The following is a 26,156-nucleotide window of genomic DNA, read 5'->3' as shown; positions in this document are numbered from 1 at the left end:
CTTTTACTACGATGTCTGTTTGAACCCCATGCCAAGCTACAGTTACTGTTTATTAGTAACTGGTCTGTAAGAACCACGACATATAATGGAATGACGAGATGCAGCAAGGAAGGCATTAGGTAAATCGTTTGCTTACGAAAATATGTATAACTCTGTGATTTAATAATACCCTGCCATCGTGTAGGGATGACTGATAAAAAAGGATTAAGAAAGATGAATTATTACAAGGATGCTGATAGCAGCGAAACGCAGGAATGGCTGCAAGCTTTTGAGTCTGTGATTAAGCATGCTGATAAAGATCGTGCGCAGTTCTTATTAAAAGCCTTATACAATATGGGGGTGCAAGAAGGCCTGCCATTTAACCGTTTAGATACGGCTTATATCAATACCATCGCCGTTGAAGATGAACCAATGTACCCAGGTGACTTGACGATCGAGCGCAAAATTCGTGCTCTGATTCGCTACAATGCTTTGGCAATGGTAATGCGTGCCAATAAAAACGACGATGATTTAGGCGGTCACTTAGCGACATTTGCTTCAAGTGCTACCCTTTATGAGACAGGTTTTAATCACTTTTTTCGTGCTGCCAGTGATCATTTCGGTGGTGATATGATTTATTACCAAGGTCACTCAGCGCCTGGTATCTATGCACGTTCTTATCTAGAAGGGCGCTTAACTGAAGAGCAGCTAGACAATTTCCGCCGTGAAGTTGGTGGTAAAGGTCTGTCAAGCTATCCGCACCCGTACCTAATGCCTGATTATTGGCAGTTCCCAACGGTTTCAATGGGCTTAGGTCCTATCATGTCGATCTACCATGCCCACGTCCATCGTTACATGGAAAACCGTGGTCTGCTTGAAAAAGAAGGTCGTAAAATTTGGACCTTCTTAGGCGATGGCGAAACCGATGAGCCAGAAAGCTTAGGTGCAATCTCGCTTGCTGGTCGTGAAAAATTGGATAATCTTATTTGGGTGGTCAACTGTAACTTGCAGCGCCTTGATGGTCCTGTTCGCGGTAATGGTAAAATCATTCAGGAACTTGAATCAGTATTCCGCGGCGCAGGCTGGCGTGTGATTAAAGTTGTCTGGGGCGGTCAGTGGGATACTTTGCTTGATAAAGACGTCTCAGGTGCTCTTAAATACCGTATGGAAGAAGTGGTCGATGGCGAGTATCAGCTATATGAAGCGCGTACGGCTGAATTTACTCGCGAGCATTTCTTTAACAAGTATCCTGAGTTAAAAGAGATGGCAGACGCCTTGACGGATGAAGATATCTCACGCCTAAACCGTGGTGGTCATGATCCTATGAAAGTTTACGCGGCGTTTAGTGAAGCCATGAAAACCAAAGGTCAGCCAACCGTTGTTTTGGTCAAAACTGTTAAAGGCTATGGTCTATCTACCCAAACCCAAGCGGTGAATAAATCGCATCAGGTCAAAAAACTTGATCAAGAAGCCTTGATGTATTTCCGCGATCGTTTTGATTTGCCGTTTACCGATGAGCAATTAGAGACGTTACCGTTTTATCGCCCTGAAGAAGGTTCAGCGGAGATGAAATATCTCAAAGGTCGCCGTGAAGCCTTGGGTGGTCATCTTCCAAATCGTCGCAGTGGACATATTCCATTGAATATTCCTGATTTGTCTATCTTTGATCGTGTCTTAAAAGGCAGTAACGGTAAAGAGCAATCAACCACCATGGTGTTTGTGCGTCTATTATCAGCGATGCTAAAGAATAAAGACATCCAAGATCGCGTTGTACCTATCGTTCCTGATGAAGCCCGTACTTTTGGTCTAGAAGGGATGTTCCGTCAATTGGGTATCTATTCGGCAGTTGGTCAAAAATATACGCCAGAAGATAGTGAAGCCTTGATGGGTTATAAAGAAGCCATCGATGGTCATATGTTAGAAGAAGGCATCAACGAAGCGGGCGCGATGAGTGCTTGGATTGCATTGGCAACCAGTTATTCTGTCAATGCGTTACCGATGATTCCGATGTATATCTATTACTCGATGTTTGGTTTCCAACGTATTGGTGATCTAGCATGGGCGGCAGGTGATTGTCAGGCTCAGGGTTTCTTACTGGGCGCTACCGCAGGTCGTACGACGTTGAACGGTGAAGGCTTGCAACATCAAGACGGTCATTCACAAATTCTATTTAACGTGGTACCAAACTGCGTAACCTATGATCCTTGCTTTGGTTATGAGTTGGCAGTGGTGATGCATGATGGTCTGCGCCGTATGTATGGTGAAGGCGAGCGCGTTTATTATTACTTGACCTTGATGAATGAAAACTATGAACAGCCTGAAATGCCAGAAGGCGTAGAGGAAGGCATTAAGCGCGGTATGTATTTACTAGAAGATAATAGCTCAGCGCAAGTTCAGTTATTAGGTTCTGGTGTCATCTTACGTGAAGTACAAAAAGCATCACAAATTCTAAAAGACGATTTCAATATTACTTCAAATGTTTGGAGTGTGACCAGCTTTAACGAATTGACTCGTGATGGTATGGCTTGTGATGATTATAACCGCTTGCATCCGATGGAAGAAGAGATAGTACCTTGGGTTACTGAGCAGTTGGCGCCGCACGAAGGTATCGTCGTTGCCGCAACAGATTATATGCGTAACTACTCAGAGCAAATCCGTGCTTGGTTACCTGACAACCGTCCTTATACCACGCTTGGTACAGATGGCTATGGTCGCTCAGATACCCGTGAGAATCTCCGTAGCTTCTTCCATGTTGATGCCGCACACATCGTTGTCGCTACGCTAAAACGCTTGGCAGATGAAGGCGAAGTTGAGATGCGCTTAGTCAAAGATGCGATTTCAAGCTTTGGTATTGAAGCCGATCAGCCACCTGCATGGCAGCAGCAGTCTTATTATGATCAATTCCCAGATGCACCAGCACCTGATAATGTTAATCCAAGTCCGGTACCTGAGTTTATTAGTGAAGAGGATGAAGAGATAAGCAGTGAAGGGCGCGCCGAAGACAAAGCCGATGCGACCTTACTTAATAATGATGACGTCACAGAATAATAACCATAAGACAAGGAGAACAAGGATGGAAATTAAAGCCCCCGATTTGGGTGTTGATAGCGCCGAAGTCAGTGAAATTATGGTTGCAGTTGGTGATGTCATCGCAAAAGACGATAATATTATTTTGCTTGAGTCAGATAAAGCGTCAGTTGAAGTACCAAGCTCTGCTGCTGGCAAAGTAACTAAAATTAGCGTTGCGGTTGGCGATCAAGTCAGCGAAGGTATGGTGCTGATTGAGCTTGAAAGCGAGACTGAGAATCAAGATGATAGCCAAAGCACAGAAGCAGCTGTCGCTGATACTCAAGATAAGTCTCGTGATACTGAGCAAGAAGAAACGCAAAAAGAAGAGCAGAGTGATAAAGTAACAGCTGAGTCAAATACCGCTCAGCCTGCTCAACAAGCCGCAACAGCAACCACTCATGCGCTACCAGATTTAGGCGTCGATGAAGCGCAAGTTTCTGAGATTATGGTTAGTGTCGGTGATATGGTCACTGCCGATCAGTCTATCTTGCTGATTGAGTCGGATAAAGCTTCGGTTGAAGTACCAGCGCCGCAAGCAGGCAAAGTTGAAAAAATACTGGTACAAACTGGCGATATGGTTGCCAATGGTCAAGACTTTATTGTCATCATTGGTCAAAGCTCAGATAATACCAATATTACAAGTGAAGCCAAAGCAGAAGATGCGCAGTCGCAAGATCCAAAACCAGCGGCTACTGATGAAAAGGCTGATGCCAGTCAGAAAGCAGATAAGCAAGTAACGACTGCACCTAAACAAGCCGCTAATGCGACGACCAGCGCAAGTAATAAGCTGACCGAAGCACAAGTCAATGAAAAAATGGTTGATGTCTATGCTGGTCCAGCTGTCCGTAAGCTTGCGCGTCAGTTGGGTGTGGATATTAGTGAGGTGGCAGGTTCAGCACTGAATGCGCGTATCTTAAAAGAAGATTTATTTGCGCATGTCAAACAAAGCCTAACGACACAGCAAGCTTCTCCAGCTACTGCAACCGGTGCATCTAGAGCCAGCTTACCAAGCTTGCCTGATATGAGTAACGTTGAAATTTGGGGTGAAACGGAAACCCAAGATTTAACACGCTTGCAAAAGGTGTCTATACCGCAGCTTAATTACAATACTTACTTGCCACAAGTGACGCAGTTTGATTTGTCTGATATTACTGAGACAGAGCAGCTGCGTAGCGAACTTAAAGGTGGTATGAAAGCTGAAGGTATTGGACTGACAATTTTGGCTTTTATCGTCAAGGCAACTGCTTATGCATTGACCCAGCATCCACGCTTTAACAGTCATTTAAGCGATGACAATACGCAGGTTATCCTACGTAAAAGCGTGAATATGGGTATTGCGGTAGCAACAGATGATGGGTTAATCGTGCCAGTGATTAAAAATGCTCACGAAAAAGGCATTAAGCAAATTGCGATTGAAATCGGCGAGTTGGCAATCAAAGCCCGTGATAAAAAGCTGAGCACCAAAGACTTACAAGGTGCTAGCTTTACCATATCAAGTCAAGGCATCTTGGGTGGTACGGCGTTTACGCCATTGGTAAACTGGCCGCAAGTAGGTATTTTGGGTGCATCAGAAGCGACTATGCAACCGAAATGGAATGCTGCTAAGCAAGCCTTTGAGCCGCGCCTCATGTTGCCATTGTCATTATCATACGATCACCGTGTGATTAACGGTGCTGATGCGGCAGTATTTACCCGCTATGTCGCAACATTGCTTGCTGACCCGCGCCGCATTTTGCTATAGGTTTTACGACTACTTAAAATAATATGAATAATAAAAAGACTGTCTGCGGATGGTCTTTTTTATATTTGCTATTTCATCAGAATATATAGTCGGTGAAAAGTAATATCGATACAACACGTACTACTGGTGCAAATTTTTCTTGCTTGCTGTGCCTACGCAGACAGAGGCTGCAAAAAATTTACACCAGCAATACGGTAGCGACTTTAAAGTATTTCAACTATAGATAAATGACAGACACTAAAAAGCCAGCAATTAAGCTGGCTTTTTTATTCATAATCTTTAGCTTATGATACGGCTAAATTAGAACTGTTTGACAAACGCAACGCCATAAACCCAAGGGCTAATGTCGATTTCACCAATATCAGTACCATTTAGAGTAGCATCAGTTTTGATGTCCATATAACGCGCATCGATACGGAAAGCCTCAGTTGGGGCAAAAGGTATGTCTAGACCGATATGACCAGCTATACCAACATTATCGTCAAGCTTTAGATCAGCGCCAGGCTGATTAAGTTTTTCCTTGAAGAAAGTCGTATAGTTCACACCAACACCTATAAACGGTTTCACATTCATAGGCAAGTTATAATCATCGAAGTGATATTGTAGAGAAAGCGTTGGTGGTAAATGTTGAGTTTTCCCTGTAAGTATTTCTTTACCAGTAGCATCATTTAGTGTGAAATCATGATGAAAAGGAATTGCAGCTAGTAGTTCAACACCAACGTTATTAGCGATAAAGTATTCACCACTGATAGTTGGGCGTACATCGCCATCAACATCAACAGATAAACCATTGTTTAAAGTACCGTTATCACTTTTTGGGTCAACATAGTGTGCACCAGCGGCAACTGTCCAAGTACCTGCAGGCACAGCAAAAGCAGTGGTCATAGTAAGGGCAGTAGCAGCAGCTAAAACTAGGGATTGTAGTTTCATCGTTTAATTCCTCAACGTTATAAATGATGGTCGCTAACTCATGAGGGATGGCATAAGTTGGCGATACATAATGTTAGGCTAGGGATTAACCTGTAACATCTGCTATCTATTATAGTACAAAATCCTTACTAAAAGTAAGGTTTTAATCTGAAGGTTAAGATATTTATGCGTAAAGTTACAACTAGAAGGGTTTGGATACGTTAAAATTTAGAACATATCATATGTTTATTTAGCGTTTTTGATATTATTAATGCGCTGTTACTGTTTAAAGGAGTTGGTTGTTAATGATGTTGGGCTACTGTAGTAATTCTCCGCTGCGCTGTGCAAATGCTCGCTCATTAAAAGTGTTGGATGAGATAGATTCCTGTTGCCCAGATTATGGGTTGTTTTTAGTACCTGCGCAAAAACTCAGTCATGAGCTGCGTGCTTAAGAGCGATTATTACGCATGGCTGTTTTTGCAGTTGCCATCATATTGGTCTTGGTCACGCACATTTATTACATAAAGTTAGTATAATAAAACTCTCATAACGGCTTTTTTGTTCATCCAAGCTCGGTGTTACACCGCATAGGGACGGCATGCTATTCCAATCTATACGGCGCTTGCGTCTTTTTGTCTATAACATTTTGCAAAACGATGAGCATGACACGCTCTTTAGTCGCTGTGTTGATTATTTTCTTATTTTTTTGATTATGGCAAACGTCACTGCGGTTATCGCCGAGTCTGTTGACACTTGGTACTACCCTTATCAAGAGTACTTTACGTGGTTTGAGAACTTCTCTATTGTGATATTTTCCATTGAATATCTGCTTCGTCTATGGAGTGTCGCTGAAGCCAAGCCAAGCAATACTACGTGGCGACAGCGCTGGGATTGGCTAAAAAGTCCGTCAGCATTAATCGATTTGATTGCCATTGCCCCTGCATTTTTGAACTTCTTTGTCAGTATAGACTTGCGTTTTTTACGCATTTTGCGCCTGTTCCGTATTCTTAAGCTCACCCGTTATTTTGCTTCATTACGTATTTTGTTAGTGGTGATTAGTAAAGAAAAAGGCTCGTTTCAAGCTGTTATTTTTATCTTGATAATCATGATTGTGACGGCCTCTAGTGGGATTTATTTGGTAGAAAATCATGCACAGCCAGAGGAGTTTGAGTCGATACCAAAAGCCATGTGGTGGGCGGTAGTCACTTTAACGACAGTGGGTTATGGTGATGTGACGCCGATTACTAATGCGGGCAAAATATTAGGGGCTATCATTACTATACTGGGTGTAGGTATAGCAGCATTGCCTGCCGGTATTTTGGCAACGGGCTTGGCAAATGAGCTCAGTCAGCGCCGTGAAGAGCTTGAACAAGACTTTCGGGGACAACTTATTGATAGTGATTTTGATTTGGTACAAAATCAGATGATGATTGAGAAAATCCGCCGCGAGCTTGGCTTAGATAAAGAGCAAGCACAGGACATTGTGCTGCAAGTACTGCGTGAGCAAGAGCTTGAGCGCCGTGAAAGAGACGTGCAGCAAAAGAATTTTTGTCCGCATTGCGGCGAGCGCTTATAGTAAAAAAATATCAGTTATCAGCGATTCTCTTTTATATCCTAGGTTATAAAATAAGGAACTGTATATAAAATAAAAGATGGTCAATTGCTTTGTATAGCGATTGAGCATTTTTTATTAAGCGTAAAGCACTATTTTAGAATATAGTTGAAATACTTTAAAATCGCTACCGTATTGCTGGTGTAAATTTTTTGCAGCCTCTGTCTGCGTAGGCACAGCAAGCAAGAAAAATTTGCACCAGTAGTAGGTGTTGTATCGATATTATTTTTCACCGACTATAGATTGCTTGTGGAATCGGTAAGGCACGAGCCAATTCGTGCGCCACTTGCTGAGCCGCTAGCGCCAAATCTGTCGCAGGGAGCGGTAGATTCTGTAGCGTTAGATGCCAGTCATCTACTTCTCGGCGCAAATGTGCCACCCATAGCGTCAGGCAATCACGCGGCAGCTGTTTTAAGTTGACCTCAAAAGAGCGGTTGCCTTCATCATCGCTTAGATGAATCTCACCCTTTTTAACTCTGGTAAAGGGCTGTCCGTGATAGGAGTTGGCAATCAAAGCAATGTGGGTGATATGAGCAGGGATTTCATCCAGATATAGCCGGATTTGCTCTTGATCAAGGGGTGCAAGGTACATGGCTTGGTCACCGCGGTCTTTACCGTTCAGACTGTCGCCTTGATGGCATATCGATTCGGCTTTGTCACGCAGCTTTTTAAACCAAACCATATCACTAATGGTGCAATTGTCATCATATAACACGCAAGCCAAATCAAGATCTATAGAGTTGGCATTTTTGTTAAAACGCTTCTTTAAGTTTTTAAACAAGCCTTTTTGCTCAATCTTGGTAAATTCATAATTGAGACCAAAAAATAAAGTACCTGCATCTAGACCCAACCCTCTTAAGCTGTCTGACAGTAGTGGCGATGGGGTAGTGGTCGACATAATAATCCTTTTGATGCATAGTTTTTTTATGAATGGGTTAGGTAGTTGTAAAGATCGTATAAAAACAGGTTAGATAGCATCTGCTGTTTTATCTAATACCGCTTGATAAAGTAGCTCTGGCTTGGCATCTAGCAGACCATTCCCAAAACCTCGCAACCACCAGACCAGTTGCGAGGTTAGGTTCACAGTTGCTTGTATGGTCAAGCTTTCATCACTATTGATGGTGACAATTTGGTCATCACTAAGCTTACTTTCGGTCAAGCTCTTGCCTGCTTGTTTGGTAAATTGTAGCTCAATCGGTGTATATTTGCCATGATTGGCTAATGGGCTAAATAAAGGATGGCTAAAGCCCATGCCACCTGCATCCAGATAATTATCTAGTTGGAAGTTATCAGGCGTTTTTGCGGCGCTCTCTAATATCTCAACGCTGGCAAATCGATGTAGGGCAAAAATGCGAATGATATTTTCGCTATCATCGGTACGGGTCGCGAGCAGATAAATAATCACCCCACGCTGAATGATAGCAATAGGGTTTAAGGTATATTCGCTGGCTTGTGATTTATTGCTGCGGGTATAGCAGGCTTTGATTTGTAGTTGATAAAACAGAGCGTGATAAATATTGTCTTTACTGTCTAAATCGATATGTGGGGCGATCAACGGCTGAGTTGCAGGCTCAATACGAACCCTATCAATCCATGAATGGGTCACTTTGCTATTTTTGAGCTGGCGCCGTGCCAAATCAAACCAAGGAAATAGCTCATCTAAAATAACTGGCGGTAGCAGCTGGCTTAGATTGGCCTCAACCATATTGAAGGCGACCGCTTGCGATAAATTCATATGCGGCAAGCTTTGTAGCGGTGCATCATCTTCCCAGCGCCAGCCTTGCGGGTTGGCGTTGTTTTTTTCGATAGGAAAGCGTTTGGCAAGAGCGTTTAGGTCGCGCTGTACCGTGCGTAAACTGATATCAAAACCTGCCAATATCAGCTGCTCATAGATATGGGTCGTACCTACCCAGCGATTGCGCTGCAATTGTGACAACACTTGCCACTGCCGCGCTGTCGTGGCAGCGCCGTGACGATTATCGGCTGCATCATCAGAGGCTTTATTGTCTGAAGTTGCAACAGAGTTTGCTTGCTCATCAGTAGCCTGTTGATTGTCGAGACTATCGTTGTCAAGACTATCGTTGTCAGTATGAGCAATGTCGGTATGAGATACAGTCATGAAAAGATAACCTTTGTAATGTCACGATTATAAAGTCAGCGGGTCATTCATATTAGTATGAGCACGACATCAACATATGATCGTTATAGCTAAATACCCTAACGTCTAGCGTGCTTCATCTATAGTGATTTCTTCTACGATGATGTCATTGTGCTCTTTAATAGTAATAGCCTTGTCTTTTTTAGCTGCTTTTTTCTTGTCTTCTTTTTTTTGCCGTTTGGCTTGGCGCTTTTTTTTAGCTTTCTTTTTTGATTTTTTATCGTCAATGTCATCATCTGCATTTTGGTTGTCATCCCATAGCATCAAACGACTTAAGACTTTACCGAACAGTGTCTCTTTGCGATATCGACTTTTCTTATTCACCGTATCGACAGGTAATCCCGTCATCAATGTGAGCGCTTCACTGAGCGTGTGCACCCCATATATATGAAAGCTACCTGCTTTAACGGCAGTAATAATGTCATCACGCAGCATAAGCTGTTTAACGTTTGCCATAGGAATGACCACGCCTTGCTGTCCAGTCAATTCTTGCTCGCGGCACGCATCAAAGAAACCAGCAATCTTGGAATTGATGCCGCCGACGGCTTGTACTTCGCCGAGCTGGTTCATAGAACCTGTAATCGCAAGAGATTGATTAATGGGTACGTTTGCTAAAGCAGATAATAGGGCACAGCCTTCGCTGACGGTTGCGCTATCACCATCAATATGCGCATAGCTTTGCTCAAAGGCCAATGAAGCACTAAAGTTTAGCGCATGGTGCTGACTAAATAACGCCCGTAAGTAGCTGGTCATAATCAACATACCTTTGGCGTGTAAGCTACCGCCCAAATCAACATCACGCTCGATATCTAGAATTTCACCAGTACCAATATTTGGCTGAATGACCGCCGTGAGACGGGCAGGCATGCCAAATTCACTATCGGCATAGCTCACGACTGTTAAAGCGTTGACTTGTCCAACCGCTTTTCCTTGAGTCTGGATAAGCTGCTGACCATTTTTGAGCTCGTCCCAATATAGGTCACGCAAATATCCTGAGCGCTCATCCATATCTTCAATAGCTTGTACCACATGCTTAGCACTGACGATATCCTGTCCGCCCAAACGCGCATGGCGGTTAGATTCATGCAACAGCTTAATAAGTAAATCACTGTGCAGACTCAGACGGTCTTGGTCCTCTGCTTGCAGACTTAGATGCTCAAGCAGGGTTGCCTGTGCCCTCCTATCAAAAGGATAAAGATTGTCATAATCGATGATGTCTGCCATCTTTCCGACCAACGCTAGCTCGTGTTCATGAGTGCGCACTACATCATCGTGAAAATCAGCACGTACCTTAAATACCGCATCAAACTCCGGCTCAAGCTCTAGTAATTCATAATATAAATCGGCTTCACCCAACAAAATGACCTTTATGTCAAGATCAATCGGCGCAGGCGATAAGGATAAACTTCCTGTTAAGGTCAGCATCTGCTCAAGACTTGATAGTTTGATTTTGCGAGATTGCAGTGCACGCTTAAGACCCTGCCAAGCATAAGGGTGCTCAAGCAAATGACTGGCTTCAAGCAGCAGATAGCCACCATTGGCACGATGTAAAGCGCCCGCACGAATCATGCTGACATTGGTAGTGACTGTGCCTAATTGGGTGATTTGCTCTACATGACCCAATAGATTTAAGTGAGTGGGCAGGTCTTCAAAGATAACGGGCGCACCACTATCAGGCTCATGGCTGCTAATAACATTGACCGCATAGCGGCTAGGCGTCGTGGCGAGCAATGCCGTTACAAACTCTTCATCATCTCCATTAACGATACGCTCGACATGAGTAATCATATCGGCAAAGACTACCTTTAGATACTCAACAACAAGTGGGTGAGCGCTGAACTGCTCATAAATAGGTGTGAATAACGGCTGTAGCGCCCGCTTAGAAATATTACGATGTAACAACTCAATTGCATCGTTAGCTTCATCTTCTAATTGCTCTAAAGCAATGGTCAGCTGACTAAGCCGCTTTTGCATATGGTTTTTTTGGGCAAAATTATTCAGCTCAGTCTCATATTCACTGCTGTATGCATTATTGTCAGCTTCAGTATTGCGAATATCGATGCTCGCAGTAGCCGCTTTCTTATCGCGATTTAGTACGTTCTTATCTTTAGCAGCAGTGTCGCTATTTTCTGTCGCGATCTGGCTTGGATGAACAAAAACGGCTTTATTGTCAAATGGGCGAAAGGTTAACGCCAAGTCATACTGTTTGCCCTCAGCATTGAGCGCATCATAGGCGTGGCTTTCTTTTTGATGCGTGTCATTTTTGATGGCTTCTATTTTGCTTTGATACTGGTCGCTACGAAAACGTTGACTCAGCCGTTTTTTGGCTTGTTGCCATAGAGTATTGACTTGTTGTTGCAAGACAGCGGCCTGACCAGCAGGTAAGCGTAGTGCTAACGGAGTCCGTGGATCAGTAAAATTGTGTACATATACCCAATCATCCGGCGTCGGTGCATCGGCTGCGATAAGACTGAGCAAGCGACTAATCACGGTACGTTTACCCAAACCATTTTCGCCTGCTGCAAACACATGATAGCCACTAGCATGGATATCGAGGGCGGTATGCAATGCCTTAAGCGCTCGCTGTTGCCCAAAACCAATATCTAAATCTGGTGCGCTGCGGGTATCGGCTGGCAGCAGACTAGGTTTACTATAACGCTTAAGCTGGTTTGCCGCGACAAGACAGCGCTGACTGACTTCTATGAATATAGGATGAGGCGTAGCATCAGCGTCGTCATTATTTTTTTCTTTCGCTGTCATTTCACGAGCCAGATTTTTACTGTCTAATAGTTTATTAGGTGACAGTTTATTAGATAACAGTTTATGAGAGGTATGTTTACTACTCAAGTCACTAGCAGGCGTTACCATATCGCTGGTGTTTTTCGGGTTTTGATTCATCAGTGTGTTTGTCTGTTCAGTCATAAGCGTATGTTGAGTCGTTTTTAATAGGTGAGTGGTTATTGATTTTTTAATGCTTGGTTTTTATATTTAATTCTTTATGGTTAATTATTTAATAATGGATAGAACATCTTACAAGATATAGCTGTAGCTTAAATAGGTCATTAAGCACAATTTTGTATCATATATAGATCAATGTTTTAGCCAATAACAGTGTGCTTACTTTCACCTTGATATGACAGTGTTAAGGTTATCAAGGAAGAATAACGGCTCAATATAGGCGTAGATAGTATAAGATGGCGTACATTGGCGCAATCTGCAACTATTCAATAGGCAGCCTGCATGATAAAATAGACGGTTCACATGTCAAAAACGGATAAACCCTTGTATGTCAGACTCTACTAAGCCTTCTTTACCATCTGCTAGCATAGGTAATATCCATATTGATCCGACAGGCTTCGTAAAGCTTGGCGCACAATTACCGACATTGGCGAATATCTTAGCGCAAGCAATAGACGAGTTGGGTATAACATTGAGTGCCCAGCAGCAGCGCACCTTATTATTGTATTTAGACCAGCTTTTATTATGGAATAAAGCGTATAATCTGACCGCGATTACTGATCCGGTAGAAGCACTTATCAAACATGTTATCGATTGTTTGGCTATTATAACCCATTTACCCTCAGGGTCGCTGCTGGATATTGGTACCGGTGCCGGCTTGCCAGCGGTTATTATTGCCATTTGTCAGCCTGAGCGCTCATGTACAGCGCTTGATAGCAATCAGAAAAAAATACGCTTTATTAAGCAAATCAGTAGCGAGCTTGGTTTGAGTAATATGCAGCCTATCGCATCGCGCATTGAAGCGCACGAGGTAAGCTATGATGTGGTCACCTCTCGAGCATTTGCCAGTTTGATAGATTTTGTTGAAGTTGCCCAGCCGCGATTGGCAGATAATGGTTATTTATGTGCGATGAAAGGTAAAGCGCCTAGTGAGGAAGAACGGCACGTTTTAGGTAACGATTGGCAGTTTAAGACCATTAAGCTGAACGTGCCACGTTTACATGATAGTCGTCATTTAATTGAATTGTCTTATAAAAATGTCTAAGCTATGAGCACAGCATTTACCATAAAATCCTCTTATTTTATGCTGAAACATCATCTGTGCTAATGTTTACGTCTTCAGCAAAAGAGCGCGTTAGTAAAATCAGTAATAGATCCTAATTAAATTGAGTGAGTGTATGGAAATCATAGCGATTGCGAATCAAAAAGGCGGCGTGGGTAAAACCACAACGGCGGTAAATTTGACCGCCAGCTTGGCTGCCAAACGCAAGCACGTACTGCTCATTGACTTAGACCCACAGGGCAATGCGACCAGTGGTACGGGTGTCGATAAAAATGAGTTGACACTGACGATAGCAGATGTGCTCCTCGATGGCGTCTCTCTATCTGATGCTATTGTCAGTAGCCCTGCAGGGTTTGATGTCATCGGTGCCAATCGTGATTTGGCGGGTATGGACATCACATTAATGAGCAAAACCAATAGCCATGAGTTGTTTAAGACGGCGATAGCAGACTTGATTAAAGATCAAGCAGTGGCACAAAAACCCGCCTATGATTATGTGGTCATAGATTGCGCGCCCAGTTTGAATTTATTGACGATTAATGCTTTGGTGGCAACTGATAGTATTATTATTCCGATGCAATGCGAGTATTATGCGCTAGAAGGGTTGGCGGACTTGTCGCAAACGATAGAGCGTTTAACAGAATTGAACCCTAAACTATATATTCGCGGTGTGGTCAGAACGTTATTTGATGCGCGCAATACGCTCGCCCGTGATGTGTCTGCTGAGTTAGAAACGCACTTTGGCGATGTTATGTATCAAACCATTATTCCAAGAAATATCCGTTTGGCCGAAGCGCCTGCGCATGGTCTACCGGTCATTGCCTATGAGAGATGGTCAAAGGGCGCACGTGCCTATCAAAAATTGGCCGCTGAAGTCATGAAACAAAGTCGCTAGTTATCTTAGGATAAGACAAAATGACCGATTATAGAAAAGTAATGGGTCATTAGAGCAATCGACTGAATAACAAAACATTGAACATCGTATTCATCATTGAATTTAAAAACATTTGGCTTTTATTTTAGCGTTATAGGATAGGTAATCATGGCGAAAAAAAGAGGGTTGGCTGCCAATCGAGGTTTAGACGCCTTATTAGGGTCAATCAAAAAAGAAAAGCAAATTACCGCCTCTGCCTTGCAAGACGATATGGCTGCGAGCGAGCAGGCTTTGTCAGCTGATCCAATAGAGACAAAAGCGACGGTCAAAACTTTCGAAACTGCAATTAATGCAAAGTCTACAGCCGTTAAATTTTCTGCTGCTGAGCCAAAAGATGCCAGTCAACGTAAAGCGCGTACTATAAATAAAAATGTCGCCAATACCAATCGTGTAAATAGTATAGAAAATAGCGGTTCAGAGGACCAAATCAGTTTGGTGCAAATCGATGTCACGCGTTTGCAAGCCGGTAAGTACCAGCCGCGCCGTGATATGAGTGAAACGGCACTGGCAGAGTTGGCATCTTCTATTGAGCAGCATGGTGTCATGCAGCCGATTGTCATTCGTCCATTACTGGCAAATGAAGACAAAAGTGAAGCGTTTGTTACTCACGAAATCATCGCCGGTGAGCGCCGCTGGCGTGCGGCAAAAATGGCAGGCAAGTCAGTTATTCCAGCGATTGAGCGTGCTTTATCAGATGAGCTGGCGATTGCGTTGGCATTAATTGAAAATATCCAGCGTGAAGACTTATCGGTGATTGAGCAAGCAGCGGCGTTACAGCGTTTCCACACAGAATTTGGTATGAGTCATGCCATGATTGCTGAAGTCGTCGGTAAAGCACGTACCACGGTATCAAACCTTTTACGTTTAAACCAGTTGCACGACACGGTCAAAGATCACCTAGCTACTAGTGCCTTAGACATGGGTCATGCGCGTACTCTTTTAGCGTTATCATCTGAGCAGCAGCCTATCATCGCTCAAAAAATCATTGATGGCGGTATGACAGTACGCGAAGCTGAAAAACTCGTTAAATCTATTTTGCAGCCAGCACCAAAAGCCAGTCGCACCGAACAAGTGCAGTCTCGTGATGTCGAACGTTTAACCCAAAGATTGACAGATATGCTCGGCGCTGAAGTGAAGCTTAAGCATAAAAAAGACGGGCAGGGCAGCGTTGAGATATTCTTCCACAGTCAAGATCAATTAGCCGCTTTAATTAAGCATATAGAAGCACAGGCTTGAAATGGCTTAAAATATTGAGTGCATTTTGGTGCCTGTTTAAACTGTCTTGATGACAGCTAATTTTATCAAAATATAAAAGAGAGTTGATATGTGGGAGTTGGTAAAAGCGGGTGGTTGGCTCATGACACCTATCGTATTGTGCTCTATTTTGGCATTAGTGATTATTATTGAGCGTAGCCATACCTTACAGTTTAACAAGGTTGCTCCTAATAGATTGCGCGAGCAGTTGATAACGCGCCTTCGTGAAAATGGTGATATCGGTCGTACGCAGCTGATGAATGTCAAAGAAAAGACCGCGCTAGGTGATATCCTAGCGACAGGTTTACTTTATCGCCAGTACGGCTTAGAGTCGATGACCATGCATATGCAAAACCGTGCCAGCGTACAAGTGCATCAATTAGAAAAAAACATCAATATGCTCGGTACTATTGGAGCGATTGCACCTCTACTTGGCTTGTTGGGCACGGTGTTGGGCATTATCTCTTCATTTCTGGCCATTACCGATGGCGCGATGCAAGACCCAACGATGCTTGCTGCAGGTGTGTCGCAAGCCCTGATTACGACTGCTGCTGGTATGATAGTTGCTATCCCAGCGCTGGTCGCCTATCGCTATTTTCAGCGCCGTATCATCGATATCAATGCGCAGTTTGAAACCCAAGCAGGATTGATGGTTCAAGAGTTGTATGACTATCAACTGTTAGAAAACACTCATATTCCTACTACATCTAGGTAGGTCGCTCATATTGCAATAGATGCTAGCATAAGAGATCAGCAATCAATGGACGGATTTGGTTTAGATAAAATGGTGATGACTACTTTATAGCTATTTTTTTGCATCAAAATATTGGCATTATGAAAATTATGCATCGAGCACATTAGTATCGAATATCAAATATATTGAAGAGAGTGACATGCGCTTTAGAAAACCGACCGTTGAGCCGCTTGAAATTAATCTGACTCCGATGATTGATTGTTTATTGTTTTTAATCGTGTTTTTGCTATTGGCAACCTCTTTCAATCACTTTAGCCGCTTAAACATTATTTTGCCTGAAGCTGAAGGTGTGGCGCTGACTGAAGATAAAAACAGTATCGAGGTAGCTGTGCAAGAAGATGGAAGCTACTTGGTCAATGGTATCACTCTTGCCAGTAGTAATGAGGCGGAACTCACCAGTATATTGCAGCAAGAAGCAGGCAGTAATCGTGATATGCTTTTTGTGATTGCTGCCGATGCCAATGCCACACATCAATCAGTGGTGCGAGTGATGGATATCGCTGGCAAATTGGGCTTTTTAAATATAAACATCAGTACGGTTGTACCACTTGGTCAAGCATTACCACAATAAATACAAATAGTATTTTAAAATGCGATAAATAATAGCATTAAGCGTTAGCGCTGATTTCTATTATTAGATATTTCTACTTTTCACTGTTTGATCAGTGCCATTCACTCTTGTTCTTATACTTAAATTGAGGCTTTTATGAGCCAAGCTTATCAACCTGACTCTACAAAAACTTCTGCTAAAAAATCATCAGCGGTGACGTTAAATCCGCCTAAACGCAAGACTCTTATGCGTTTGTTGGCTTATTTAAAACCATACTGGTGGGCAATATTGCTCACCATTACTGGCTTTGCTATTAATGCTGGTACAGAGATTTGGATTGCCAAACTCTTGCAATATATTACCGACGCTATCAATCAGAATGATCAAAGTAAGCAGGGTTTATTTCCGTTTATTATTGTGATGCTGTTCTTTGTACGTGGTGTGGGCAGCTTTTTGGGTAATTACTATACGGCATTGGTATCGCGTAATCTTGTTTATGAGCTACGCGTAGAGGTGTTTAATAAGCTGCTGCGTTTGCCAAGCTCGTTCTATTTGGCCAATCCGGCAGGGACGATTTCATCTAAACTTATTTTTGATGTCGAACAGGTGACTGCTGCCAGTACTGATTCGCTTAAGACATTATTGCGTGATGGTTTGACAGTGATTGCCTTGATGGGCTTTTTGCTTTATAGCAACTGGCGTTTGACGTTAATTTTGTTTGTTGTGCTGCCACCGATTTTATGGATTATCCGTGTGGCGTCAAAGCGTTATTTGAAGCTTTCCAAAGGTATCCAAGCAACAATGGGTGGTGTTAGTCATATTACCAATGAAGTCATTAATGGCTATCAAGTGGTTAAGAATTATGGTGGACAAGCATATGAGTCTAAGCGCTTTGATGAGGTATCAAAAAAGAATCTGCGTCAAGGTATGAAAATAGTCGTTACCAATAGTATTAATACCCCTGCCGTACAGCTGTTAATGGCAGTGGCAATGGCCGTCGTGGTTTGGCTGGCATTGCGTCCTGCAGTCATAGACGATATATCAGCAGGTCAGTTTATCTCTTATATCGCCGCCGCAGGTCTATTAAGTAAGCCGGTACGTTCATTGACGGATGTCAATCAACAGTTGCAAAGAGGGATTGCGGCCGGTGAGTCGATATTTGCCTTACTAGATGAGCCGGAAGAAGAAGACACCGGTGTGCTTAGCCCTGCCTTGGTAGGTGAGATAAAACTGGATAATATCAGCTTGGTTTACCCAGACTCAACCGTAGCACTGCACGACTTTAATTTGGATATACGTGCAGGCGAGACAGTGGCACTGGTTGGACGTAGTGGCGCGGGTAAATCCTCTTTAGTCAATTTGCTCACACGTACGTTATCCACTTCTTCAGGGCAGATTACATTAGATGGTATGCCCATCGAAGACATTAAGCTTGAAAGCTTACGTGCTCAGATTGCTATGGTCAATCAGCAAGTGGTACTGTTTAATACGACCGTCTTTAATAATATTGCCTATGGCAGTTTGGCTCACAAAACCCCAGCTGAAGTTGAGCAAGCAGCAAAAGATGCCTTTGCTCATGATTTTATTATGCAAATGCCAAATGGTTATCAAAGTGAAATCGGTGCTGAAGGTTTGCAGCTCTCTGGCGGTCAGCGTCAGCGTCTATCGATTGCACGTGCCCTGCTAAAAGACGCCCCAATTTTGATATTGGATGAAGCCACCAGTGCTTTAGATAATGAATCAGAATATTACATTCAAAAAGCACTTGATAATATTATGAGGAATCGCACGACACTGGTTATTGCCCATCGATTGACCACGATTGAGTCCGCTGATCGTATTGCTGTTTTAGATGGTGGTCGAATTGTTGAGCTAGGTACCCATGCTGAGCTGATGCAATTGCATGGTCACTATGCGCAGATGTATGCGCGTGATTTTGAGTAATCATGAGTCATGAATATTGAAACGACAATAACGCGAGCATGGCAACGTCAAGCGGCTTGGCTTTGGTTGCTATTGCCAGTGAGTTGGCTATATTCACTGCTGATGATATTGCGCCGTCAAGCTTATAAAGCAGGTATTTTTTCCAGTTACCGTGCGCCTATTCCGGTCATGGTTATCGGCAATATCACCGTGGGCGGTAGTGGCAAGACGCCATTGATTATTGCTTTGGTCCGTCATTTGCAGCAGCAAGGCATTAAAGTAGGTGTCATCAGTCGTGGTTATGGCGGTGATAGTAGCCAAATGCCAGCATTGGTTAATACAGAGAGCGTCCCTAATATCGTTGGTGATGAGCCATGCTTGATTGTCAATATGACAGGAGTGGCAATGGCGGTATGTCCGAACCGGCAGCAAGCAATGACCACTTTGCTAGCGTCTTATCCGGACTTGCAACTGATTATTGCTGATGACGGCTTGCAGCATTATGCACTGCAACGTGATATCGAATGGATTGTAGTAGATGCGGCACGCGGATTTGGCAATAAACAGCTGCTACCTACAGGGTTTTTACGTGAGCCCATGTCACGCCTAAAAGGTGCCAATGTCGTTTATCATCAAAAGGCAGATTCTTTATCCAGTACTGATGATAAATATGATGATACTTGCCCTCCGACAAAGCGTCTAAGGATGCATCTACAGCCCGATAATCTAGAGCGGTTATGGTCATTTGATACTCAAAGCGATGGTTTAGCCACAGTAAAGGCTATGGCACCTGAGAAAGGCAGCCGGGTACATGCGGTTAGTGGTATAGGGTATCCTCAGCGTTTTTTTGATACGTTAGATACGCTTGGTTTTCAGGTCAGCCCGCATCCTTATCCTGACCATCATGACTTTAGTCTGACTGAATTGTTGCGTTATACCGAGCATCCTATTATTGTGACCAGTAAAGATGCCGTAAAAATAAGAGCCTTGTTAATGCAAGAGACTATCAATCAAACCAATCAAACCAATCAAACGCTGAGTGATGAATATAATGAGCTGGGCAGCAGATTATGGGTATTGCCAGTGACGGCAGTATTATCAGACGGTTGTTATGAAATTTTACAACAGCAATTGCAAACTTTGAACATCGCTATAAGCAGTAAAGAGCATGAGAGAGTAATCACATAGCACTTATAACATAAAAATTTAGAAAGTTTTATAGGAACAGAAAATGTCATCAGCGCTTATGCCCGTCAGAACTCATATCGTCATTCCTGCGCGTCTAAAAAGTACGCGTCTGCCCAACAAGCCATTATTAACCATTCACGGCAAGCCCATGATACTTTGGGTGGCTGAAAAGGCACAATTGGCGGATTTTGCCGATGATATGTGTATCGCAACCGATGATGAATCAGTCGCTAAAGTCTGCGCAGAGGCAGGCTTTGATGTGGTGATGACACGTAGTGATCATGCTTCGGGTACGGATCGTTTGGCTGAAGTGGCTGCTATTAAAGGTTGGGCTGCCCATGACATAGTGGTTAATATGCAAGGTGATGAACCACTGATACCGCCATTATTGTTAGAGCAGGTCAAAACATTATTGGTGCAAGATGCAGAGAGCGTCATGGCGACCTTGTGTGAGCCAATCGAAGACTACAATACTTTTATACACCCATCGGTTGTCAAGGTTGTCAGTCAAAATACTAATAACCAGCAGCGAGCAATTTATTTTAGTCGCGCGCCAATTCCTTGTGATCGTGATGTGGTCTTGAGTGATGAAGATAATACACAAGCACCAAAAAATGCCTATCGTCATTTGGGCTTATATGCTTATCGTGTCAGCCTGCTGCAGCAGTTTGTCCATTGGTCACAAACCCCGCTTGAGATACTAGAAAGCCTAGAGCAGTTACGTGTGTTAGAAAATGGCGGACATATCGCCATTGCTAAAGCTGCCTGCCCATTACCAGCAGGTGTCGATACACAAGAAGATTTGGATCGTCTAAATGCTATGAGTTTGACGGCTTTCCAAGATGATTAATATAGAATAGCCTAAGCAAGAACAATACGGTTGCTATTAAAGTTGTTTTGCTTAAGTTTTATAGCGTTATTTTTATTCCAAATTACTCTTAGAAATTACCTTTATTCAAAGTTTTTGTTCATTGAGAGATATTAAGCGATAGCCATGAGTGAGCTTACAAATATGACAGATGATATATATTTTGCGCCACTACTGCCATGGCAACACGGACTTTGGTCGCAGCTGACAATGCGGGTATTAGCACAGAAGCAATCTTTACCTCATGCGCTGTTGGCAGCTGGTATGCAAGGCATGGGCAAGCGCGCTTTTGTATGGCGTTTAGTGGCTTGGCTATTATGTCGCGCGCGTGATGAGCATCCACTAGGCGCTTGCGGTCATTGTGAAAGCTGTCAATGGCTTAGATCTGGTACACATCCAAGCTTGCAAGCATTGCCGTTAATTAGCCTGCCTATCAGTGCTGACAATGCTCATACTCAAGAAGTGGCAAGCGGCACAGCGAAGGATAAAAAAACTACTAAAGCCGCGAGTAACGGCTCATTAAAAATAAAAGTGGATGAAATTCGTGCCTTGCAGCCTTTTATTTATCAGGGTGGGCAGGGTATGCGCATTTGCGTACTCGATCACGCTGAGCAAATGACAATTGCCGCTGCCAATGCGCTACTTAAAACCTTGGAAGAGCCCCAAGCCCAAGTCCATTTATTTCTGATTAGTGATGCACCTGCGCAGTTGCTACCAACGATTAAAAGCCGCGTTCAGCAGCTGTCATTACAGACGATTGACCCTGCTATCGCAGTGGATTATGTGACTAAAGTATTGGGCAGCACTGTCCATCGTGAAGCGCTTGGTACAGATGTCATTGAGCAGCTTATCCAGTTGGCAAATGGCGCGCCTTTAGCAGCTGTGGCACTGGCTCAAGCGCCATGGTATAGCAAGCGTGCATTATGGCTGACGACATGGCAGGCATTACGTAGCGGTAAGCGCAGTAGCGTAGCGGCAAGTGACTATTGGCAAATACATCTTGGTATTGCCGAATTTATCCGGCTGTCTGAACTCATGGTAATCGATATACGCCGTGTTGGTTTGGGGTTTGAGGCACAGCAAAAAGACATTAATTTTTCGACCACTTTAAATGGTTATCAACCTATCGATAATGAGCTAGAGGCGTTTGCGCATAGCTTACAACAGACAAAAATTGCGCTGCAACAAAACGTGCAAGAGAAATTTGCCTATGATAAGCTGATGCAAGAATTGGCTTGCTTGTAATAGACAATAAAGTCTGAAAATGCCGCTACATAATAGTAAATGTTATTAAACTCACTATTAATATGTAGGTGTTAAGCCTAAACAACAAAACCCTGTGTTGGAAAATACTGTAAACCTCATTGATAAAGGAAGCTGATTATGGCAATGCCAGGGCGTGGTGGGATTTTAACCTGTCATATTGAGAATATCGATATGCTATATGCAAGCTATCTGTCTTTTGTTACCAGTGGGGCATTGTTTGTGCCGTCTGATCGAGTGCAAAAACTGGGTGATGAAGTCTTTATTGCTGTCACTTTGCCCAATTCTAGTGAGCGTTTGCCCATGAATGGCAAGGTGATTTGGGTCAATTCTAAAACCCAAAGTAGTCGACCAGTGGGTTTTGCAGTACAAATGGGCACGGATATTACGGGACTAAGAATCAAAAACGAAGTTGAGCGTCTATTGACAGGTAAGATTGATAGTTTGCAGGCTACTTATACCATGTAGTTTTCATGTTTACACCTATGCTTAGCAGCAATCATAATATAGGTGGTAGTGGTAGTGGTAGTGGTAGTGGTAGTGGTAGTGGTAGTGGTAGTGGTAGTGGTAGTAAGTATCATATCAAGCATATAATAAAACAGCCTTATAAGGCTGTTTTTTATTAACAGTATAGTTTTAGATGGTGTGAGTGCTAGTAGCGCGGCGGCACGTACATATCATCAGGAATAGGCTCGCGATAGTATTCATCATCGCGCTTACGATCAGGCAGCTCCACCTCATCTCTTGGCACTTCTTTATAAGGGATTTGCTCAAGTAAATGGGCAATACAGTTGAGCCTGGCACGTTTTTTATTATTACCCTCGACCACCCACCAAGGCGCTTCAGGAATGTGAGTACGCTCAAACATGGTCTCTTTTGCTTTGGTGTAGTCTTCCCAGCGCCGCCGTGATTGCAAATCCATCGCCGACAGCTTCCATTGCTTTAATGGATCATGAATCCGGCTCATAAAGCGAGAATGCTGTTCATCATCAGTAATTGAAAACCAATATTTTACCAAGCGAATGCCCGAGCGTACCAGTATACGCTCAAACTCTGGTACCGATTGGAAAAATTCTTCGTACTGCGCATCCGTACAAAACCCCATGACACGTTCGACACCTACACGGTTATACCAACTACGATCAAATAAAACAATCTCACCAGCAGCAGGTAAATGTGCCACATATCGCTGAAAATACCATTGCGATTGCTCACGTTCAGTGGGTGCGGGGAGTGCTGCGACTCTACAAACACGGGGATTTAATCGCTGGGTAATACGTTTGATCGCCCCACCTTTACCCGCAGAATCACGCCCTTCAAATATCACCACAATGCGCTCGCCGCGATCGACCACCCAATCTTGTAATTTGATAAGCTCGCGTTGCAAGCGTACCAGTTCTTGAAAATAGGTGCGCCGATCTAGCTGTTCTTGCTCGCTCATCTCATAGCCGTTAAAACGAAAATCACGTATGTAATCATCGACTTCATTTTCAAGTTCTTCATCATACGTATCGATTAAGTCTTGGTGCATTTTTCGACGCAGTTCATCATCAAGAACTTCTTTTTCGATACGTTCAGAAAGGATGACTTGCTCCATATTGTACTGATCTAAGTGCTCCTTAGTCGTTAGAGCTTGAAAATCAGGTGTTATACATGGTTTTGTCATAACCAATTCTTCCGAGCCAAAAATGACTTGCTTTATTTTTTTCAATAAACCTTTTGTCTTACGCATAAATATTACCTTTGTTTGGCGTATCGGCTTTTTTAGGAGATTATTATCTAGGTCATTTCTATAATAACAAAGTATAGACAAAAAAAACCACCCTCTAATCTATAGACTAGGGGATGGTTTAAAATTCTAAAGCTATTTATCTGGCGGCTAAAAAACTATTTTTCTAGGATACAAGTCACACCTTGACCACCCGCCGCGCAGATAGAGATCAGTGCACGACCTGAACCTTTTTGATCTAGTAATTTAGCAGCGGTAGCTAGAATACGAGCACCGGTTGCAGCAAATGGATGACCTGCAGCAAGTGATGAGCCGTTGACGTTTAGTTTGCTACGATCAATCGAGCCTAATGGCGCATCAAGTCCTAGACGCTCTTCACAGAATTTCTCGTCTTCCCATGCCGCAAGGGTTGATAACACTTGTGAGGCAAAAGCTTCGTGAATTTCATAAAAATCGAAATCTTGTAGTGTCAGACTAGCACGCTCAAGCATACGCGGTACAGCGTAAGCTGGCGCCATCAGTAGACCTTCTGTATCACCAGATTTACCAATGAAGTCGACCGCGGCTGTTTCTTGATGAACGATATATGCCAATGGTTTTAGACCATGTGCGGCAGCCCACTCATCAGTACCCAATAGGATGCAAGATGCACCATCTGTCAATGGGGTAGAGTTAGCAGCAGTCATGGTTGGCTTGGCATTCTTTTTACCAAAGACAGGCTTTAGCTTAGCAAGCTTCTCTAAAGTCGTATCTGGACGCAAGTTGTTATCGCGAGTCAGACCTTTATACGGGGTGATTAGATCATCAAAGAAACCTTCGTCATAAGCGCGTGTTAAGTTTTGATGACTATCAAAGGCAAGTTTGTCCTGCGCTTCACGGCTGATGTTCCATTCAAGTGTGGTAATCGCTTGATGGTCACCCATTGATAAACCAGTACGTGGCTCACCATTTTTCGGGGTATCAAGTAAGTCTTTTGGATTCAGACCCATCAATGCTTTTAGGCGTTGTTTGTTGTCTTTAGCCGCACCCAATTTGATCAATACTTTACGTAAGCCATCGCCGACTGCGATAGGCGCATCAGAAGTGCTATCAACACCGCCGGTAATGGCTGAATCGATAATACCAAGCGCAATTTTGTTGGCAGAAGCAAACGTCGCTTGCAAGCCAGTACCACACGCTTGAGAGATATCATACGTTGGGGTATGTGGATTAAGCGCGGTATTTAATGTCGCTTCACGAGTAAGGTTGATATCACGGCTTAGTTTCATGACTGCACCAGCAACCACTTCACCAATTTTTTCGTCTTGCAAGTTATAACGCTCAACCAAACCATCTAACGCGGCAGTTAGCATATCAGTGTTGCTGACATCAGCATATGAACCGTTTGAACGAGCAAATGGGATACGGTTGCCACCTAGGATAGCCACACGGTTCTGGCCTGAGCTAAGTTTGCTCGTGCTGGCTTTTTTAGCCGCAGTATTTGTTTTCTTAGCAGGAGCCACATCAGAATTTTTAGCCGCTTCTTTTTTAGTGCTGGCAGCTTTTGGCTCTGCTGCTTTGGCATCTGTTTTTTTAGCATCAGTGGCGTCTGATTTCACCGCAGTATCAAATACAGTGGGCTTCTTTGATTCTTCAGTTGCCGCTTTGCCAGTAGCAGTATCGGTGCTTTTTGCATCACTGGCTTTTACCACAGTGGTTTCGATAACAGGACTATTTGGGTGATTGTTTTTGTTACTCATAATATTATCCTTAAAAAATATGGGTAGAAAAAAGAGATTGATAAACACACAATATATTTAAAAAATTCTTAAAATCTTTTGAACACGTACAAGTCGCTAAAAAACAAAAGTACCTAGAATAGTTTAGGTACGTATTACGATTTATTGCGCTTTATAGTACACATTATCGCCGTACAGCAGAAGATGATTTTTATAACCTTACTGTATATCTTTAGCAAACGATATGATGCTTAACTATAGAGATTGCAGCATTTACAGGAATAAATGCAATCCTTATGGGCTGGCTAGTATTGATTAAAAGCATTGCATAATGGCAGGTTTGATAATATATTGTTATCGATAAATGAGTTTTCTATAACTTATAGGTCTTATTTTAGCACAAACAAAAATTCTTTAACGCCAGAAAAGTAGACCATCTTGTATACTGGCTTGTCTATATATTGTTATGGATATTAGTGATTTTTG

General features: G+C 43.1%; 21 protein-coding genes. 15 read left to right on the top strand and 6 right to left on the bottom strand.

Annotated features, from left to right (window positions below; translation table 11 throughout):
* Positions 1–213: 213 nt before the first annotated feature.
* Positions 214–3,027, top strand: coding sequence for a pyruvate dehydrogenase (acetyl-transferring), homodimeric type (aceE, locus tag PSYC_RS06885; RefSeq protein WP_011280600.1), 2,814 nt, complete (start codon positions 214–216; stop codon positions 3,025–3,027).
* 25 nt (positions 3,028–3,052) lie between these two features.
* Positions 3,053–4,789, top strand: a complete 1,737-nt coding sequence (locus PSYC_RS06880; RefSeq protein ID WP_011280599.1) for a 2-oxo acid dehydrogenase subunit E2 — start codon at positions 3,053–3,055, stop codon at positions 4,787–4,789.
* Between the two features lie 300 nt (positions 4,790–5,089).
* Here PSYC_RS06880 and PSYC_RS06875 read toward each other — a convergent pair whose 3' ends face one another.
* Positions 5,090–5,719: an OmpW/AlkL family protein gene (locus tag PSYC_RS06875; RefSeq protein WP_011280598.1), complete on the bottom strand. Its 630-nt coding sequence runs from the start codon at positions 5,717–5,719 to the stop codon at positions 5,090–5,092.
* A gap of 278 nt (positions 5,720–5,997) precedes the next feature.
* Between PSYC_RS06875 and PSYC_RS11680 the strand changes: the two genes are divergently transcribed.
* Positions 5,998–6,150, top strand: a complete 153-nt coding sequence (locus PSYC_RS11680; RefSeq protein WP_187147091.1) for a hypothetical protein — start codon at positions 5,998–6,000, stop codon at positions 6,148–6,150.
* Between the two features lie 146 nt (positions 6,151–6,296).
* On the top strand, positions 6,297–7,274 hold the full coding sequence (locus tag PSYC_RS06870) for an ion transporter (RefSeq protein ID WP_011280597.1): 978 nt from the start codon (positions 6,297–6,299) through the stop codon (positions 7,272–7,274).
* Positions 7,275–7,539: 265 nt separating this feature from the next.
* Here the strand turns inward: PSYC_RS06870 and PSYC_RS06865 are convergent, their stop codons facing one another.
* The 3 genes from PSYC_RS06865 to PSYC_RS06855 all read right to left on the bottom strand — a co-directional run bounded on the left by PSYC_RS06865 (position 7,540) and on the right by PSYC_RS06855 (position 12,390).
* Complete coding sequence (locus PSYC_RS06865; protein ID WP_011280596.1) at positions 7,540–8,208, bottom strand: TerD family protein; 669 nt, start codon at positions 8,206–8,208, stop codon at positions 7,540–7,542.
* Positions 8,209–8,277: 69 nt separating this feature from the next.
* Positions 8,278–9,429: a helix-turn-helix transcriptional regulator gene (locus PSYC_RS06860; RefSeq protein ID WP_011280595.1), complete on the bottom strand. Its 1,152-nt coding sequence runs from the start codon at positions 9,427–9,429 to the stop codon at positions 8,278–8,280.
* A gap of 105 nt (positions 9,430–9,534) precedes the next feature.
* Positions 9,535–12,390, bottom strand: a complete 2,856-nt coding sequence (locus PSYC_RS06855; protein WP_011280594.1) for an ATP-binding protein — start codon at positions 12,388–12,390, stop codon at positions 9,535–9,537.
* A gap of 364 nt (positions 12,391–12,754) precedes the next feature.
* Between PSYC_RS06855 and rsmG the strand changes: the two genes are divergently transcribed.
* From rsmG to PSYC_RS11675, 11 genes are all read left to right on the top strand, one after another.
* Entirely contained in the window at positions 12,755–13,471 is a 717-nt protein-coding gene (gene rsmG, locus PSYC_RS06850; RefSeq protein WP_011280593.1) for a 16S rRNA (guanine(527)-N(7))-methyltransferase RsmG, read from the top strand.
* A gap of 133 nt (positions 13,472–13,604) precedes the next feature.
* Positions 13,605–14,384, top strand: coding sequence for a ParA family protein (locus PSYC_RS06845; RefSeq protein WP_011280592.1), 780 nt, complete (start codon positions 13,605–13,607; stop codon positions 14,382–14,384).
* Between the two features lie 147 nt (positions 14,385–14,531).
* Complete coding sequence (locus PSYC_RS06840; protein ID WP_011280591.1) at positions 14,532–15,659, top strand: ParB/RepB/Spo0J family partition protein; 1,128 nt, start codon at positions 14,532–14,534, stop codon at positions 15,657–15,659.
* Positions 15,660–15,747: 88 nt separating this feature from the next.
* Positions 15,748–16,392, top strand: coding sequence for a MotA/TolQ/ExbB proton channel family protein (locus PSYC_RS06835; RefSeq protein ID WP_011280590.1), 645 nt, complete (start codon positions 15,748–15,750; stop codon positions 16,390–16,392).
* A 178-nt stretch (positions 16,393–16,570) separates the two neighbouring features.
* Positions 16,571–17,002 carry an ExbD/TolR family protein gene (locus PSYC_RS06830; RefSeq protein ID WP_011280589.1) on the top strand — a complete coding sequence of 144 codons (432 nt, stop codon included), beginning with the start codon at positions 16,571–16,573 and terminating at the stop codon, positions 17,000–17,002.
* Positions 17,003–17,137: 135 nt separating this feature from the next.
* Positions 17,138–18,925 (top strand): lipid A export permease/ATP-binding protein MsbA, encoded by a 1,788-nt coding sequence (gene msbA, locus PSYC_RS06825; protein ID WP_011280588.1) that lies wholly within the window; start codon positions 17,138–17,140, stop codon positions 18,923–18,925.
* A 9-nt stretch (positions 18,926–18,934) separates the two neighbouring features.
* A complete protein-coding gene (gene lpxK / locus PSYC_RS06820) occupies positions 18,935–20,092 on the top strand; it encodes a tetraacyldisaccharide 4'-kinase (protein WP_011280587.1) in 1,158 nt (385 codons plus the stop codon).
* A 43-nt stretch (positions 20,093–20,135) separates the two neighbouring features.
* A complete protein-coding gene (gene kdsB, locus PSYC_RS06815) occupies positions 20,136–20,942 on the top strand; it encodes a 3-deoxy-manno-octulosonate cytidylyltransferase (protein ID WP_011280586.1) in 807 nt (268 codons plus the stop codon).
* 144 nt (positions 20,943–21,086) lie between these two features.
* Positions 21,087–22,205 carry a DNA polymerase III subunit delta' gene (locus PSYC_RS06810; RefSeq protein WP_041757699.1) on the top strand — a complete coding sequence of 373 codons (1,119 nt, stop codon included), beginning with the start codon at positions 21,087–21,089 and terminating at the stop codon, positions 22,203–22,205.
* Positions 22,206–22,343: 138 nt separating this feature from the next.
* Positions 22,344–22,691, top strand: a complete 348-nt coding sequence (locus PSYC_RS06805; protein WP_011280584.1) for a PilZ domain-containing protein — start codon at positions 22,344–22,346, stop codon at positions 22,689–22,691.
* Between the two features lie 5 nt (positions 22,692–22,696).
* Positions 22,697–22,849 (top strand): hypothetical protein, encoded by a 153-nt coding sequence (locus tag PSYC_RS11675; protein ID WP_187147090.1) that lies wholly within the window; start codon positions 22,697–22,699, stop codon positions 22,847–22,849.
* Between the two features lie 26 nt (positions 22,850–22,875).
* Here the strand turns inward: PSYC_RS11675 and ppk2 are convergent, their stop codons facing one another.
* Both ppk2 and PSYC_RS06795 read right to left on the bottom strand, forming a co-directional pair.
* Positions 22,876–23,955 carry a polyphosphate kinase 2 gene (ppk2, locus tag PSYC_RS06800; RefSeq protein WP_011280583.1) on the bottom strand — a complete coding sequence of 360 codons (1,080 nt, stop codon included), beginning with the start codon at positions 23,953–23,955 and terminating at the stop codon, positions 22,876–22,878.
* Positions 23,956–24,110: 155 nt separating this feature from the next.
* Positions 24,111–25,691, bottom strand: coding sequence for an acetyl-CoA C-acetyltransferase (locus tag PSYC_RS06795; protein WP_011280582.1), 1,581 nt, complete (start codon positions 25,689–25,691; stop codon positions 24,111–24,113).
* Positions 25,692–26,156 lie beyond the last annotated feature (465 nt).

The organism is Psychrobacter arcticus 273-4 (assembly GCF_000012305.1).
GTDB lineage: Bacteria > Pseudomonadota > Gammaproteobacteria > Pseudomonadales > Moraxellaceae > Psychrobacter > Psychrobacter arcticus.
This window is presented reverse-complemented; position numbering and strand designations above follow the sequence as displayed.